Consider the following 15,617-nt stretch of genomic DNA (forward strand, 5'->3'; position numbering starts at 1 on the left):
TTTACAAGAATAGTCGTTGAATATCATTCCAAGTAACGACTAGCATTAACAGCATTAATAATGAAAAACCAATAAAATGAACAATACCTTCTTTTTGTCGATCTATAGGTTTTCCTCTCAAAGCCTCTATGAATAGAAACAAGAGCCTTCCACCATCTAGAGCTGGTATAGGGAGTAAGTTAACAATTCCTAAGTTAATACTTAACAAAGCGGCCCACCTTAGAAGGTTGGTTGTACCAGATTCAGCCACTTGATCTGTCATATCATAAATTCCTACTGGGCCTGAGAGCATATCAATAGAGAATTGACCTGTAATTAAATTCCCTAAGCCCACAAGGATTTCTTTTGTCCAAACAAACGTTTCAATAAATCCATATTTTAATGAGCTAACAAAGGATTTGTCAACAGGATTGTAAGCGCCGATCCGTCCTATCGTTTCTTCTCCTACTTTTGCTGCTTCCGGAACGACTTCAAAACTTAACATTTGCCCTGCTCTCTCAACTTCAAAAGTTAATTCGGTATCAGGATTTGTTTGAATGATCTTAACAACTTCACCCCATGAAGATGTAGATGTTCCTTCAATTGAGTGGATGACATCTCCCTCTTTTAGGCCAGATGCTTTAGCTGAACCCTCGTCAGTGAGTTCCCCTAATTGAGGTGAATCCATTGGCGCCCCTTGAATCAAGCCAAGACTGAATAGAATGACGAAAGCTAAGAGGAAATTCATAGCTGGTCCAGCAAAAATTGCAGCAATTCTTTGACTTACTTTTTTGGATTGAAATTGGCGATTATAAGGAGCAATTTGAGTTTCTTGTCCATCTAGAATAAAAAATGATGTTTCACTCACTTCAAAACGCTTAATGTGATCATCTTCACCGTGCTCGTAGCCAGAAATAAACATGTCGTGTTCTAAATCAACATGTTCTACTTCAATTACTGTAGCACTGGGATATTTTTCTTTATTATTTAAGATAATTTTCTCTACATTATTCTCATTATTAAAAAGAAGACCTACATTATGACCTGGTTTTACCTCGATTACTTCAGGATCTTCACCTGCCATTCGTACAAATCCACCAATAGGTAATAAACGTATTGTATAAATCGTTTCATTCTTTTTAAATGATAGGATTTTTGGCCCAAATCCTATTGCAAATTCTCGGCATAAGATTCCTGCACGATTGGCAAAAATCAAATGTCCTAGCTCATGAAAAAAAACAAGCGCACCGAAAATTAGAACAAACGCTATCACTGTATTCATTTCATATGACCACCTTTATGAGATTAATGTTTGTACGAAATTTCGTGTTAATCGATCTACTTCTTGTATTTGCTCTAAACTAGGATGTGAGATACTCTCATGCTTTTCAAGAGCCCTTTCAATCCAATCTTCAATTTCTAAGAAGGTAATTTGCCCCTTTAAAAATGCCGCCACTGCTTCTTCATTTGCTGCATTCAATACAGTAGGCATTGTCCCTCCTATTTTCCCTGAATTATAAGCAAATTGTAAGCACTTATATCTAGTGAAATCAGCTTTTTCGAAATGAAGCTTCCCTAGTTCCCATAGCTCGAGTCGCTTACCGTTTTTTAATTCGTATCTATCTGGGTAGGTTAAGGCATATTGAATTGGTACTCTCATATCTGGAGTACCAAGCTGGGCAATGATACTGCGATCTGTAAATTCAACAAGTGAATGGATAATACTTTCTTTATGTAATAATACATCAATATTGTCATATGGCATATTAAACAACCAATGAGCTTCAATTATTTCGAGTCCTTTATTCATCATAGTTGCTGAATCAATGGTGATTTTAGCTCCCATCGACCAATTAGGATGGTTTAAAGCCTGTTCTACTGTAACACCTTGAAGCTCTTCCCGTCTTTTGTCGCGAAAACTTCCTCCAGAAGCTGTAACAATGAGCCGCTCAATATTTTTTGTGTTTTCTCCCTGTAAACATTGAAAGATAGCAGAATGTTCACTATCTACAGGTAAAAGCTGTACACCGTGCTTGTTAGCCGATTCAGTAACTAAGTGACCCGCTGTAACAAGAGTTTCCTTGTTAGCGATAGCAATAGTTATCTTATTTTCAATTGCTTTTAATGTTGGCACTAAACCAACACTTCCGACTACAGCATTTACTAAGACTTCAACTCCGTCATATACAGCAGCTTCAATTAATGCTTCATGACCATACCCAAATTGGACATTATGTGAAAATGAATAGTGGATTATTTCGTTATACGTATTTTCATCCTTTACTGCAACGAATTCAGGCTTGAATTTCTCAATAATATCAATTGCAGATTTAATATTGCTTCCAAATGACATAGCTACAAGTTTAAATGATTCTGGATGCGAATTGATAACATCCAGTGTCTGAATTCCAATGGAACCTGTAGCTCCTAGCAGGCTTATTTTTTTCACAAAGTCACGTCCTATCAAAAAGAAAATACTTTAAACATGAAGGATCAACCTACTTCTCTATCTATTAAAAAAAATTAATAAGAAATGGAGAAGTGGTAATACAAACAATAGGCTATCAAAGCGGTCTAAGATCCCACCATGTCCAGGTAATATATTACCGCTATCTTTCACATGATAATGTCGCTTTAAGGCCGATTCAACTAAATCCCCGATCTGACCAAAAACTGAAAGTATAATTGTCATTAACGTTATAAGGAGATAGTTGTTTAGAATACCTGTAAAATAATGATAAATCCATGCGAAAACTACCGCAAATAAAACGCCACCGACAGCTCCTTCAATGGTTTTGTTAGGGCTAATCTCTGGCCAAAGTTTGTTTTTCCCCATTGCCCGTCCAACAAAATAAGCACCTGAGTCTGTTACCCATATTAATAAAAGAGCATAGAATACAAGTTCTAATCCACCTTGAATTGTTGAATTCCGTGTTTCAATTAAAAAGTAAAAACCAATTCCTAAGTAAAAGATAGCAATTACAACAAAGCCCACATCATCAAATGTGAATTTATTCTTTGTTACAACTGTATATGTTAACAAGAGAAGTAAAGCCAAGAGAGCAAATTCAGCTTTAGAGAACGTTTCTACTAATGTTACATAAGCATTCGGAATCAAAAGTACCCACAGAATTAGTAAACTAACAAGGCCAGGAAAACTAAATAGAGATATTTTTTTCATTTTCAATAGTTCATATAGTGCTATTGATGCCAATAAGTAAACAAATAATGTAAAGGGAAGTTTACCGTAAATGACAAATGGTAAGAAAATGACCAAAGCAAGAGCACCAGTTAAAATTCGTTGTTTCATTTTATGTTTTCATCACCTTTATATACCACCAAATCTTCGACCTCTTTGCTGGTAAGTGTAGATTGCTTGCAATAAGGATTGCTCATTAAAATCTGGCCACAGGATATCTGTAAACCAAAATTCTGTATAGGCTAACTGCCATAGCATAAAATTGCTTAGTCGGATTTCTCCACTAGTTCGAATTAACAGATCAGGATCTTGTATCGAATTTGTCATCAGATACGAAGAAAAGACATCTTCTGTCAGATCACTATCGTTTAATTGTCCTGTTTTAATATCAGTAGCTATATGTTGAACAGCAGTTAAAATTTCGGCACGACTACCATAATTAAGAGCGAAATTTAATATTAATCCGGTATTTTTTTTTGTATCATTTATTGCCTTTTCAACAGCATTTAAGGTATGTTTTGGAAGTCTTTGTTTATCTCCCATTATACGTACCTGGACGTTTTCTTTAATTAACTCAGGTAAATACGTCGTTAAAAACTCTTCCGGAAGCTTCATTAAATAATCAACTTCAGTTTTAGGTCTTTTCCAATTTTCTGTAGAAAAAGCATATAATGTTAATACCTCGACCCCTAATAAGTTTGCCTGTTTTGTTATTTTACGAACAACTTTCATCCCTTCATGATGTCCAGCAATTCTTGGTAGTGCTCTCTTTTTTGCCCATCTTCCATTTCCATCCATAATAATAGCGATATGTTTGGGAATTTCACCTTTTTTTATTTCCTCGTTAGACAGTTCTTCAATATCGAAAGGTTGAGGATCTCCTTTCCACTTCTTAAAAAAATTGAACATGTGATTCCTCCGTCACCTGATAATCCACGATTGCTCAGCATCATGATTATGCTAACAGTATTAACAAAAAAACCCCCTGTAAACATTAGAGGGTCTTCCATTACCTATTGTACCTACTTTTAGGTTAAACTTCCATGATTTCTTTTTCTTTATCTTTTGCAACATTGTCAACTTTAACAATAAATTCATCTGTTAACTTCTGAATGTTATCCGTGTTGCTTCTTAATTCATCTTCAGTGATTTCACCATTCTTCTCTAATTTCTTTAAATCGTCATTCCCATCACGACGGATATTACGAACTGCGATCTTTGCTTCTTCAGCATATTTTTTTACTAGTTTAACTAGTTCTTTACGTCTTTCTTCTGTTAATGCTGGTATTGAAAGTCGAATAATAGATCCGTCATTTGATGGAGTTAAGCCTAAGTCGGATTTTAAAATCGCTTTTTCAAGGTCACCTAAAACTGATTTATCGTAAGGTTGTATCACTAAAAGTCTTGCCTCAGGAACGCTAATTGAAGCTAATTGATTAACTGGAGTCGGAGCACCATAATAATCTACAGAAAGTTTATCTAGTAAATTCGCACTTGCACGTCCAGCTCTTACTGAAGCTAATTCACGACTTAAAGCTGTAACAGCTTTGTCCATTTTTTCCTTTGTGTTTGCTAATACTTCTTTCGCCATTATTATTTCCCCCTAACAATTGTTCCGATATTTTCGCCTGTAACAGCAAGTTTAATATTACCTTCTTCCATAATTGAGAACACAATTAGTGGAATATCATTATCCATACATAATGATGAAGCTGTAGAATCCATTACTGCCAAACCTTCTTTTAATACATCTAGATAAGATAATGTTTCGTATTTAACAGCATCCTTATTGACTCTAGGATCAGCATTATAAACACCATCTACATTATTCTTAGCCATTAAAATTACATCTGCCTCAATTTCAGCTGCACGTAAAGCTGCAGTAGTATCAGTAGAGAAATATGGATTACCCGTTCCGGCTGCAAATATAACAACGCGCTTTTTCTCTAGATGACGGATCGCTTTTCTTCTTATGTAAGGCTCAGCTACCTGTCTCATTTCAATTGATGTTTGAACACGAGTTTGGATGCCGAGTGTCTCAAGACTATCCTGTAAAGCTAGAGAATTCATGACAGTCGCAAGCATTCCCATATAATCAGCAGTGGCACGGTCCATTCCCATTTCACTACCAATTTTACCACGCCATATGTTTCCACCGCCAACTACTACAGCAACTTCAACATCTAATTCAGCAATTTCTTTAACCTGTTTAGCAATTGATTGTATAACAGATGGATTAATGCCAAATCCATTGTCGCCTGCAAGTGCTTCACCACTTAATTTAAGTACAATACGTTGATATTTTGGTTTACTCATGATTACCTCCAACTCTAGTTCCGCCTTTATTAAGCGTTAGCGGCACGCTATAGCCTCAAGATAAGCGGTTCATTAATAGAAGGGCATACTTCCCTTCCATTAATGGGCAGCTTATAATAGTCATTCTTTTCCTAAAGAAGGGAACACAGGCCGTGTTCCCTTTTAATCACACTTATTTTTCAAGACAATTTTTCAACCGTTTATTGTTAATAGCTTAAATTTCCCTTTAGTTATAGTTCGTTTTAAGAAGCCAGTGAGACTTTTCAATAGTATAAACATGAGGTCTCTCCTGCTTAAGCTGTTGTGACTATGTCCCAGCATACCTTTTTTTGAAAGAGTAACTAAAAATATAAAAGGTATAACAATAATTAATAGAAAAAGCCTCAAATAAACAGTAAAAGAGCATTCACCATACTATTAAGCGATTCTATTACTATTTAAGTAGATCTTACAATTATTTTTTAACTTGGCTCATAACTTCTTCAGCAAAGTTATCTTGACGTTTTTCAATACCTTCTCCAACTTCATAGCGGATAAATGTATTTACAGTACCACCTTTAGATTGAACAAAGTCTTTAACTTTTTGATCTGGGTTTTTAACAAAGCTTTGATCAAGTAAACAAATATCTTCGAAGTATTTGCCTAGGCGACCTTCAACCATTTTAGCTACGATATTTTCAGGTTTTCCTTCGTTTAATGCTTGCTCAGTTAAAACCTTACGCTCACGGTCAGCTTCTTCTGCAGAAACTTGATCACGAGAAACATATTTAGGATTTACTGCAGCAATATGCATAGCAACATCTTTAGCAGCATCTTCATCAGTTGTTCCTTCTAGAAGAGTTAAAACTCCAATACGTCCACCCATATGTAAATATGCACCGAACGCATCATTTTCTGTCTTAGTTAAGATCGTAAAACGGCGTAAAGTGATTTTTTCTCCAATTTTAGCAATTGCAGAGTTAATGAAATCATTTACAGATGAACCATTATCCATCGTTTCAGCTAATGCTGCATCAATATCTGCAGGTTTTTTCGCTAATAAGAAGTCTGCTAATCCATTAAGTAAGTCTTTAAAACCTTCGTTTTTTGCAACGAAATCAGTTTCAGAGTTTACTTCTAAGATAACAGCATCATTTCCGTTTACTTTCACTAAAGTAGAGCCTTCTGCAGCGATACGGTCAGCTTTTTTCGCAGCTTTTGCAATACCTTTTTCACGAAGGTAATCAATTGCTTGATCCATGTCACCATTTGTTTCAGTTAATGCTTTTTTACAATCCATCATACCTGCGCCAGTTTTTTCACGTAATTCTTTAACCATTTGAGCAGTTACTGCCATAACGGAATTCCTCCTTAAAGTCATCTAAAATTTTTATTTAATTAGGTTTTAGTAACGCTAATTAAGGTGATCACCTTTATCAACCATCTTAACTTGGGGTGAGTTTTTAATAAAATTACCATTTAAAAACTCAACTTGTTATATTATGACCATTAAAGGTTGTTTCATAGCTTGTACATGCAATTTATGTAGTTCACTTTAAAAAAAGGTGATAAAAGGCTAATCCCTCTTATCACCTTTTTACTGCCCATTAAGCAGGTGTAGTTTCTTCACCTTGTTTAGATTCTAAGATTGCGTCTGCAATTTTAGCAGTTAAAAGCTTAACAGCACGGATAGCATCATCATTTGCAGGAATTACGTAATCAATTTCATCTGGATCACAGTTTGTATCAACGATACCTACGATTGGGATGTTTAATTTACGAGCTTCTGCAACAGCGATACGCTCTTTACGAGGATCGATAATGAATAATGCATCTGGTAATTGCTTCATGTCTTTAATTCCGCCTAGGAATTTCTCAAGACGCTCAAGCTCTTTGTTAAGTTGTACTACTTCTTTTTTAGGAAGTACTTCGAAAGTACCATCTTCCTGCATTCTTTGAATATCTTTTAAACGCTTAATACGCTTTTGGATTGTTTCAAAGTTCGTTAAAGTACCACCTAACCAACGTTGGTTAACAAAGTACATTCCTGAACGTTCTGCTTCTTCTTTCACAGAATCTTGTGCTTGTTTTTTAGTACCAACGAAAAGAATAGTACCACCTTCAGCTCCAAGTTCTTTAACGAATTTGTAAGCTTCCTCAACCTTTTTAACAGTTTTTTGAAGGTCGATGATGTAAATACCGTTACGCTCAGTGAAGATGTAACGTTTCATTTTTGGGTTCCAACGGCGAGTTTGGTGACCGAAGTGAACACCAGCTTCAAGAAGTTGCTTCATTGAAATTACTGACATTATTTGTTCCTCCTAATGGTTTTTAAATATCCTCCGCTCATATCATCTTTAAGCAAAACTATTCGTTCCTAAGACAAACAGCACCAATGCTTAAATCTACAAGCGTGTGTAATAACACCGAGAATTAATATACCATATAGAAATATGACAATCAAGAGCTAAGTGAATTTCTTTGAAGATATTTTGTAGTGAAAACTAGAATTCTCTTTCATTTTGACGAAACTTCACTAAGAGCTCAATTTCCGTCTTACCTTTTTTTAGCTTTTTTGCAATTTGTTCTATTGTTAGACCTTGTTCATAAAGGGAAAGTGCTTCTTCTTCCGGAGTTTTATACGTAACTGGAGATCTTTCTTGTATTTCAACGATATCTTGTACATCCTCAATACCACCTAAGTGTACCGGGAGCTTGTCGGTATTATCTTGAGTTGATGTACCATGTTCAAGCTTGGCTTTTGATTTATCAATTGGCTCCATGTGTAGATCAGTCGTCCTTACACTTTCTTCTTTGTCTGGAAGGTTATTAGTCGAATCTTGCTTGCGAAAATGTTCAATTAGTCGATCATTTTCATCCTTCATCTCGATTAAGAAGCTTGTCATTGAATTCTCTGCTTCTTCAAGCACTTTACGTTGGTTATCTGATACGCTTTTCATAGAAGACAATTTTGTAAATAAAACCACAATAAAATAAAAAGCTACTACATGAAGTAGTAAACTTAATAGAAGCAATATAGTCGTAATAAACATCCTTTCTTATCCAAAAAAATCAATGTTTTTCCCTTTATAAGGATGGTCAGTCGCTTCATCGCTTAATTGATCTTTTTCTCTCTTCTTTTTTTGTTGCTGTTGCTGCTGATCATGACTCGCATCTTCTTTTTTTAGTTTTAATTTTTCATTCTCATTACCTGCTTGTACTTGCGTACGTTTCAATTCTACTTGTTTCTGTAGTGAGTGTGCAAGTTGATCTTGAGTCAATTGGCTTCTTTGGTTTAATTGCTCTTGTATTTTACCAGCATCATGTGTACGAGGCAGAGCAATTTGCATTTCTATATTCTTTAAGCTCATAATATCCACACCTTTTTTAGCTCTAGGCTTTTTCTCTTAGGTGTTAAGATCATGTTGTTAATTATCGCTCACTAATGGATAACATTTTCTAAAATTTTTCTGAGCTTAAATAGCGCCTTTGAATGGATCTGAGAAATTCTTGACGTCGATAAGTTCATAACTTGTCCAATTTCGGTGAGTGTGAGTTCTTCTTTATAGAAGAAACTAATAACAAGCTGCTCCTTTTCACTTAACTGGGTTATGACCTTTGATAGGTTTTCAATAAGTTCATCTTTCAGAAGCTTATCTTCTGGGGTGTCCTGATTTTCGTCTTTAATTGAATAACCAATTGTATCCCCTTCATCGTGGTCATACATTTGATCATCTATTGATAAGATATTGGCAAAGAAACCCTCATTCATTACTGTTACAACTTCACCTTCTGATAGTCCCAGTTCTTCCGCAATTTCCTCTGAAGATACATTTCTAAGATGTTTTTGTTCAAGCTTTTCAATTGCAGCTTCTACTTTTTTTGCTTTTTCTCTTGAACTTCTAGGTAACCAATCTTCTTTTCTTAACCCATCAATAATTGCACCTCTTACCCGAAAAGACGCATAAGTGTCAAACTTCAAATCACGTGTAGGGTCAAATTTTTCGAGTGCATCGTATAATCCAAATAAACCAAGGCTCATTAAATCATCTTTGTTAACACTTTTTGGAAGACCTACAGAAATACGTTGAACATGATAAGAAACAAGGGGCATATACTTTTTTATGAGAATATCACCTGCATAAGAGTCACGAATATCAATCCATTTCTGCCATACTACCTGCTCGTCCATTAATGTCATTTGTGACATAAAAATCCCCCTCATCATGATATATTGCAAAAGTAACGTAAAAGTTTAATAAAAAAGTTTCGCTATTGAGTGTGGACATTTAGATGAATTTAGTTCCCTGATTTACAGTTCGTATCATTAGATCACATGTATCGGGATTAAACTCAATCGTTCTTCCGCTGCTCCCCCCAACATCTTCACTAATTAAAGGAATCTGAGATCTCAACAAGACCATCCTCACAGACTCAATATTTCTTGGACCAATTCTCATCATTTCACTTGCTGTTTGAAACTGAAACATTTGGGCTCCGCCTGCCATTTTAGCTTTTAATGAATGAATATTAGCTCCACTCTCTTTTAATTTGTCAAGTAAAAGAGGAATAGCAGTATCTGCATATTTCGCTTGATTGAGATTACCCTTTTGAGCCAATGAAGAATCGGGAAGCATAATATGAGCTAAACCAGCTTTTTTTGAATACTTATCAAATAAGATTAATCCCACACACGATCCTAACCCTGCTGTACGTATAATATTCGGAGCTGTAACTACATTAAAATCTGCTATACCAACCTTAACTACATGAGGTGTTTCAATCGTCATGGGAAACACCTAATGCTTGAAATAACATGTCAAAGGAGTCTGGATCAGGTAATAAGAAAAAATGCCCTTTCACAGATGATTCACCATGATTCTCATCTTCTTCACTAATAACGGTATCAATAATAATGGCATAATCACTTACATGTGATAATTCAATTAAACCATGGCTTATAACTGCACCAAACATATCAACAGTACAGGCAGGTACTGAAGGATAAATAGATAAGGCTGTAAGGTCTGATAATGATGAAAGATAGGAACCAGTTAAAATATTCCCTAGTTCCTGAAAAGCAGATTGACCAAGTTCGTGATTGGAAGTCTTAGATGAAAAGCTAAATGTATCATCCATAATTAATTGCTGGATAAAACGTTCTGCTTGCTCAATACTTAAAACGAAAAATAGTGAGCCTGGCACCTCGCCCTCTATTCTTAGGAAGACACTCGCAATTACTACATCTGGTCCACCTAGACGTTCCATTAAATCATTAAACGAAACAACATTTACATCTGGAACGTTCATATCTATCTTCTTATTCAATAGCTTTGAAAGAGAAGTAGCAGAATGACCTGCACCTATATTACCTACTTCTTTAAGAACATCTAAGTGTTTGGGTGAAATTCTTCCTAAAAGATCCATATTTTATCTCCTACAGGCTTACTTTTAATAAAGTATCATCTGTTTTTAAAACCTCATCTAGATCAATCATCACAATTAATCTTTTCTCAATCTTGGCAACGCCTTGAATATAATCCACTTCTATTGAGCCGACCACCTCTGGTGATGGCTCAATCATATCTGAATGGATATCTAATACGTCGTTGGCAGCGTCAACTACTAATCCAACTTCTATTTCATCCTTCGATACTATTATCATCCTAGTACTCTCTGTTTCTTCTGTAGCTTCTATTTCAAATCTTTTGCGTAAGTCAATAATCGGGGTAACAACACCGCGAAGGTTAATTACTCCTTTAATATATGAAATCGTTCTTGGAACACGTGTAATATGTTGGATTTTTTCAATCGATCGCACCTGCTGAACAGGTATACCGTATTCCTCGTCCTTCAATTGAAAAACGATTACTTTAATGTCACTTGTATGAACTTCACTCATTGTATAGACCCCTTCCTATTTCAAGCTATCAGGAGAATCCTGTGTCTCATATAACTTCTTCTGTCATGATAGCTCTGGTAACTCAGTTCATGCGTTTTTGTATTGATTTTCCCTATTAATCTATTTAATTAGTGAATTACAATCTACGATTAATGCAACTTGCCCATCACCTAATATAGTAGCTCCAGAAATAGCAAACACAGAGTTTAAATAATTACCAAGTGACTTTAATACAATTTCTTGTTGACCGATAAAAGAATCTACTACAAGTGCTGCCATTTTTTCACCTTTTCGAACGATGATAATTGAGACATAATCTTGTTCTTCCTCTAGTTTCGTTGCCTCAAAAACATCAGATAAATAAACAAGTGGTACAATTTTACCTCTGAAATCAATAACCTTTTGATTGTGAGCATGCAAAATATCTTCTTTTTTAATTACAGCCGTTTCAATAATTGATGAAAGTGGAATTGCATACTTTTCATCTCGTAACTCTACAAGCATTACAGATATAATTGAAAGAGTAAGAGGAAGCTGTATTGAGAATAAGGAACCTTTCCCTTCTTGTGCATCAATTGTAACGGTGCCTCCTAATGACTCAATCGTACTTTTTACGACATCTAATCCAACACCACGGCCAGATATATCTGAAATTTTATCCGCAGTTGAGAAACCAGAAGAAAAAATCAATTCATACACTTGTTTATCTGACAACGTAGCTGCTATTTGTTCGGTTACCACTCCACGATCAAGTGCTTTCTTTAGAACACGCTCTCTGTTTATACCTGCTCCATCATCCTCAATTTCAATAAATACATGATTTCCACTATGATATGCTCTAAGGACTACATTCCCTATTTCTGGTTTACCATTATTCAATCGAACCTCTGGCATTTCTATTCCATGATCAATAGCATTTCTTAAAAGATGGACAAGAGGATCACCAATTTCATCAATAACGGTTCTATCTAATTCCGTTTCAGCTCCAACGATCTCAAGGTTGATTTTTTTGTTTAAATCCTTTGCCAGTTGTCTGATCATTCGAGGGAATCGATTAAAGACTGTTTCAACTGGAACCATTCTCATATTCAATATAATGTTTTGAAGATCTCCAGAGATCCTAGACATTCTTTCGACTGTTTCATCTAGCTCACTATTATTGAGTTCTTTAGAAATTTGTTCTAATCTTCCTCTATCTATAACCAATTCCTCAAACAGGTTCATTAAAATATCTAATCGTTCAATGTTAACTCTTATTGTCTTTGCATTGGCGGTTGCTGTTGTAGCGGCCACTTGCTTTGAAGCGGATTTAGTATCCTCTATTACTTTTGCGTCTGATACAGGTTGGTCTAAAGGATTACTAGTAGTAGCTTCCATTTGTGATACATCTGAAGTTTGATTAAATGAAGGCTGTGAAGAGTTAATTTTATGTACTGTTACCTCTTCAATTTCAGACACCTTCATAATTTTACTTTTTATTTCTTCACCTGTTTCTTTCGTTACAAAGGCAACTGTAAATTGTGAATCAAACTTTTCTTCTTCTAGAAGATCAACAGATGGAACAGATTTAATAATTTCACCAGCTTGCTCTAGAATTTCAAATACCATAAATACACGAGCCGCTTTTAAAAGGCAATCTTGTCTTAGTGAAATAGTTAATTCATATGCAGAAAACCCTTGTTCCTTAGATTGTTGAATAACAGTGTATTCAAAATCATCGTAACTTTGAGTTTGTTCATCAGCTTGCTCAACCTTTAAGCTGACCTCTGAATTAGGGAGTGTAGTTACTGCAATATCAGAAGTATTTTCACCTTTTTCAATTTTCTTTAGCATTTCAACTACTTTAGAAACATCTTTCTTTCCGTCTCCACCATTAGCGATTGAAAAGACCATCTCTTCTAAGTCATCTACCGAAGCAAACACTACATCTAATAGATCAGCTGTAACAGAAAGCTTTTCATTTCTAATTAGATCTAGAACATTCTCCATTTGATGAGTTAGGCTTGCAAGATCTTCATACCCCATTGTTGCACTCATACCTTTTAATGTATGTGCAGAACGGAAAATTTCATTTACGATTGAAAGATCACTAGGTCTTTTCTCTAATTCTAGTAACTTTTCATTACAAGATTGAAGATGTTCTTTACTCTCTTCGATAAACACCTCTAAGTATTGGTTCATTTCCATACAGTACACCCCTCTGGTTCTTTTATAACTTAATAAGAGCTATATTATAGAATTTTTTCAATGAATTTTTTAATGGTTTAATTAAAAGTCGCTATTTATAAAATCCATAATGGCTGTTGCTATTTGGTCAACATGTTCGACTCGATCTACTACATTTGTCCCTACAGCAGCCTTTGGCATACCATAAACAACAGAGGATTGCTCTGATTCAGCTATTGCTTTGACACTACCTGTTTGTTTGAGTTGTCTTAACCCATGGGACCCATCAGTCCCCATTCCTGTCATAATCACTGCTATTTTTTTATAATCCTTCAATTCACATAATGATTCATACATAACATCAACTGACGGTCGATGTCCGTTTCGAATATCAGTCTGATCCACCTTAATTGTTAATGAGGTTCCAGTTTTCATTATTTTCATATGAGAACCTCCAGGAGCTATATAAGCTGTTCCTGCTTTGACTACCTCACCGTTCTCTGCTTCTTTAACGTGGATCGAAGAAATGGAATCCAATCGTTTTGCAAGCGATTGTGTAAATCCAGGTGGCATATGCTGTACGACAAAAATTGGAGCATTCATATCAGCAGGTATTTTCGGAAGGACCTGCTGCAAGGCTCTAGGACCTCCTGTCGACGTACCAATGCAAACAAGTTTTCGAACATTCATATTTTTGTCGATTCGTACAGAAATTCCACATCTATTTGAGTCTATTTTACTATATTTTTGTGGTGAAAGGACAATGTTTTTTCCGTTCTTTATATCTAAAGGCTTACCAAGTTTAGATGATTTAGCCAAAATCACTTTGTCAACTAGTTCTTTTTTAATCTTTACCAAGTCTAATGAAATTGCTCCAGAAGGTTTTGCGATAAAGTCAAATGCACCATACTGTAAGGCTAATATCGTATTTTCAGCACCTTCTTTTGTAGTACTCGATAACATAATGACAGGTCTTGGAGAATCTTCCATTATAACTTTAAGAGCTTCAATACCATTCATGATAGGCATCTCCACATCCAATGTAATAACATCCGGATTCAGCTGCTTAACCTTATTTATTGCATCTTCTCCATTTCTTGCAATGCCCACAACTTCAATTTCCTCAGTTTCAGTAAGAAAATCGGTTATTAACTTTCTCATAAAAGCAGAATCATCTACAACTAATACACGAATTTTCTCCATAGTTTAGGACCTACCTTTCATGAAGAAGCTCTTTAATTTTGAAATAAACGGTGTTGATTCAACTTGTTCTGTTCGATTAGGCATTTCAGTTAGAAAATCTTTTGCAATAGTAGTTAACGCCTTACTAGCTCGACTATTCGGTTGAAAGTTTAGGAACGGCTGTTGTTCAATGACTGCTTTCATAATTACTGAATCATCCGGAATAACACCCAATAGCTTACTATCTCGTTTGAGAAATTGCTTAATCGTTTGAGAAAGTCTGTTAAAGGTTTGTTCCCCTACTTCTGTATTAAAAGCTCTATTAACAATAATGGAGAACGGTATCCTCTGATCGTTGTAACAAATATGCTTAATTGCTGCATAAGCATCAGTAATAGACGTAGGCTCTGGAGTAGTAATAACGATAATCTCTTCAACGGAAAGAATAAATCTTAAGCTATCTTCAGATATTCCTGCCCCCATATCAAAGATAATATAATCGTATACTTTAAAGACAAGAGATAACTCCTGTAGAAATTCCTGAAATCTTTCTTCTTCAAGTTTAAAGATCTGACCTAATCCTGTTCCACCTGAAATGTAATCCAGCCCACTAGCGCCACTCGTAATAATATCAATTAATGCAATATCATTTTTAAAAAAATCAACTATAGAATATTTAGAGCTCTCTCCAATTAGAATATCTATATTACCCATACCAATATCTAAATCGAATAGTAGAACTCGTTTATTTTGTTTCTGAAGAGCTAAGGAAAAATTCAATGAAAAATTTGATTTTCCAACTCCTCCTTTACCACTCATTACTGCAATGGTTTTGGCCTCGTTTTTTAACTTGTTAAGCCGTTCTCTTAAACGTTCTGCTTGATCTTTCGCCAT

The 15,617-nt window shown here is 35.3% G+C and carries 17 protein-coding genes; all 17 read right to left on the minus strand.

The window, feature by feature from the left end; genetic code table 11:
• Nucleotide 1 precedes the first annotated feature (1 nt).
• The gene (rseP, locus tag A9C19_RS11145) at nt 2-1,261 is read right to left on the minus strand and encodes an RIP metalloprotease RseP (protein WP_072580018.1); all 1,260 of its coding nucleotides are present in this window, start codon (nt 1,259-1,261) and stop codon (nt 2-4) included.
• Nucleotides 1,262-1,276: 15 nt separating this feature from the next.
• Complete coding sequence (gene dxr / locus A9C19_RS11150; protein WP_072580019.1) at nt 1,277-2,428, minus strand: 1-deoxy-D-xylulose-5-phosphate reductoisomerase; 1,152 nt, start codon at nt 2,426-2,428, stop codon at nt 1,277-1,279.
• A gap of 57 nt (nt 2,429-2,485) precedes the next feature.
• Nucleotides 2,486-3,289 carry a phosphatidate cytidylyltransferase gene (locus tag A9C19_RS11155; protein ID WP_072580020.1) on the minus strand — a complete coding sequence of 268 codons (804 nt, stop codon included), beginning with the start codon at nt 3,287-3,289 and terminating at the stop codon, nt 2,486-2,488.
• A gap of 18 nt (nt 3,290-3,307) precedes the next feature.
• Nucleotides 3,308-4,087, minus strand: a complete 780-nt coding sequence (locus A9C19_RS11160; protein WP_072580021.1) for an undecaprenyl pyrophosphate synthase — start codon at nt 4,085-4,087, stop codon at nt 3,308-3,310.
• A 124-nt stretch (nt 4,088-4,211) separates the two neighbouring features.
• Nucleotides 4,212-4,769 carry a ribosome recycling factor gene (gene frr, locus A9C19_RS11165; protein WP_072580022.1) on the minus strand — a complete coding sequence of 186 codons (558 nt, stop codon included), beginning with the start codon at nt 4,767-4,769 and terminating at the stop codon, nt 4,212-4,214.
• 2 nt (nt 4,770-4,771) lie between these two features.
• A complete protein-coding gene (gene pyrH / locus A9C19_RS11170; protein ID WP_072580023.1) occupies nt 4,772-5,494 on the minus strand; it encodes a UMP kinase in 723 nt (240 codons plus the stop codon).
• A gap of 454 nt (nt 5,495-5,948) precedes the next feature.
• Nucleotides 5,949-6,830, minus strand: a complete 882-nt coding sequence (tsf, locus tag A9C19_RS11175) for a translation elongation factor Ts (RefSeq protein ID WP_072580024.1) — start codon at nt 6,828-6,830, stop codon at nt 5,949-5,951.
• A 250-nt stretch (nt 6,831-7,080) separates the two neighbouring features.
• Nucleotides 7,081-7,782: a 30S ribosomal protein S2 gene (gene rpsB, locus A9C19_RS11180; protein WP_066337690.1), complete on the minus strand. Its 702-nt coding sequence runs from the start codon at nt 7,780-7,782 to the stop codon at nt 7,081-7,083.
• A gap of 195 nt (nt 7,783-7,977) precedes the next feature.
• Nucleotides 7,978-8,526 carry a hypothetical protein gene (locus tag A9C19_RS11185; protein WP_072580025.1) on the minus strand — a complete coding sequence of 183 codons (549 nt, stop codon included), beginning with the start codon at nt 8,524-8,526 and terminating at the stop codon, nt 7,978-7,980.
• Nucleotides 8,527-8,532: 6 nt separating this feature from the next.
• Entirely contained in the window at nt 8,533-8,844 is a 312-nt protein-coding gene (locus A9C19_RS11190) for a hypothetical protein (protein WP_072580026.1), read from the minus strand.
• 71 nt (nt 8,845-8,915) lie between these two features.
• Complete coding sequence (locus A9C19_RS11195) at nt 8,916-9,683, minus strand: FliA/WhiG family RNA polymerase sigma factor (protein ID WP_099092761.1); 768 nt, start codon at nt 9,681-9,683, stop codon at nt 8,916-8,918.
• 79 nt (nt 9,684-9,762) lie between these two features.
• Complete coding sequence (locus tag A9C19_RS11200; RefSeq protein ID WP_072580027.1) at nt 9,763-10,263, minus strand: chemotaxis protein CheD; 501 nt, start codon at nt 10,261-10,263, stop codon at nt 9,763-9,765.
• Nucleotides 10,253-10,900 (minus strand): chemotaxis protein CheC, encoded by a 648-nt coding sequence (locus tag A9C19_RS11205; protein ID WP_072580028.1) that lies wholly within the window; start codon nt 10,898-10,900, stop codon nt 10,253-10,255. Before A9C19_RS11205 ends, A9C19_RS11200 begins: the two co-directional genes overlap by 11 nt.
• Nucleotides 10,901-10,910: 10 nt before the next feature.
• Nucleotides 10,911-11,375 carry a chemotaxis protein CheW gene (locus tag A9C19_RS11210; protein WP_072580029.1) on the minus strand — a complete coding sequence of 155 codons (465 nt, stop codon included), beginning with the start codon at nt 11,373-11,375 and terminating at the stop codon, nt 10,911-10,913.
• 120 nt (nt 11,376-11,495) lie between these two features.
• On the minus strand, nt 11,496-13,562 hold the full coding sequence (locus tag A9C19_RS11215; protein WP_072580030.1) for a chemotaxis protein CheA: 2,067 nt from the start codon (nt 13,560-13,562) through the stop codon (nt 11,496-11,498).
• A gap of 81 nt (nt 13,563-13,643) precedes the next feature.
• Nucleotides 13,644-14,744 carry a protein-glutamate methylesterase/protein-glutamine glutaminase gene (locus A9C19_RS11220; protein ID WP_072580031.1) on the minus strand — a complete coding sequence of 367 codons (1,101 nt, stop codon included), beginning with the start codon at nt 14,742-14,744 and terminating at the stop codon, nt 13,644-13,646.
• Between the two features lie 3 nt (nt 14,745-14,747).
• Nucleotides 14,748-15,617 carry a MinD/ParA family protein gene (locus A9C19_RS11225; protein WP_072580032.1) on the minus strand — a complete coding sequence of 290 codons (870 nt, stop codon included), beginning with the start codon at nt 15,615-15,617 and terminating at the stop codon, nt 14,748-14,750.

The organism is Bacillus weihaiensis, from assembly GCF_001889165.1.
GTDB lineage: Bacteria > Bacillota > Bacilli > Bacillales > Bacillaceae > Metabacillus > Metabacillus weihaiensis.

Excerpts from the sequence above, each read along its gene's own strand:
- A9C19_RS11155 (WP_072580020.1), bottom strand. The coding sequence starts at position 3,289 with ATGAAACAACGAATTTTAACTGGTGCTCTTGCTTTGGTCATTTTCTTA.
- pyrH (WP_072580023.1), bottom strand. The coding sequence starts at position 5,494 with ATGAGTAAACCAAAATATCAACGTATTGTACTTAAATTAAGTGGTGAA.
- A9C19_RS11185 (WP_072580025.1), bottom strand. The coding sequence starts at position 8,526 with ATGTTTATTACGACTATATTGCTTCTATTAAGTTTACTACTTCATGTA.
- frr (WP_072580022.1), bottom strand. The coding sequence starts at position 4,769 with ATGGCGAAAGAAGTATTAGCAAACACAAAGGAAAAAATGGACAAAGCT.
- A9C19_RS11210 (WP_072580029.1), bottom strand. The coding sequence starts at position 11,375 with ATGAGTGAAGTTCATACAAGTGACATTAAAGTAATCGTTTTTCAATTG.
- A9C19_RS11215 (WP_072580030.1), bottom strand. The coding sequence starts at position 13,562 with ATGGAAATGAACCAATACTTAGAGGTGTTTATCGAAGAGAGTAAAGAA.
- rseP (WP_072580018.1), bottom strand. The coding sequence starts at position 1,261 with ATGAATACAGTGATAGCGTTTGTTCTAATTTTCGGTGCGCTTGTTTTT.
- A9C19_RS11225 (WP_072580032.1), bottom strand. The coding sequence starts at position 15,617 with ATGGCGAAAGATCAAGCAGAACGTTTAAGAGAACGGCTTAACAAGTTA.
- tsf (WP_072580024.1), bottom strand. The coding sequence starts at position 6,830 with ATGGCAGTAACTGCTCAAATGGTTAAAGAATTACGTGAAAAAACTGGC.
- A9C19_RS11205 (WP_072580028.1), bottom strand. The coding sequence starts at position 10,900 with ATGGATCTTTTAGGAAGAATTTCACCCAAACACTTAGATGTTCTTAAA.
- rpsB (WP_066337690.1), bottom strand. The coding sequence starts at position 7,782 with ATGTCAGTAATTTCAATGAAGCAACTTCTTGAAGCTGGTGTTCACTTC.
- A9C19_RS11160 (WP_072580021.1), bottom strand. The coding sequence starts at position 4,087 with ATGTTCAATTTTTTTAAGAAGTGGAAAGGAGATCCTCAACCTTTCGAT.
- A9C19_RS11200 (WP_072580027.1), bottom strand. The coding sequence starts at position 10,263 with ATGACGATTGAAACACCTCATGTAGTTAAGGTTGGTATAGCAGATTTT.
- A9C19_RS11220 (WP_072580031.1), bottom strand. The coding sequence starts at position 14,744 with ATGGAGAAAATTCGTGTATTAGTTGTAGATGATTCTGCTTTTATGAGA.
- A9C19_RS11190 (WP_072580026.1), bottom strand. The coding sequence starts at position 8,844 with ATGAGCTTAAAGAATATAGAAATGCAAATTGCTCTGCCTCGTACACAT.
- A9C19_RS11195 (WP_099092761.1), bottom strand. The coding sequence starts at position 9,683 with ATGTCACAAATGACATTAATGGACGAGCAGGTAGTATGGCAGAAATGG.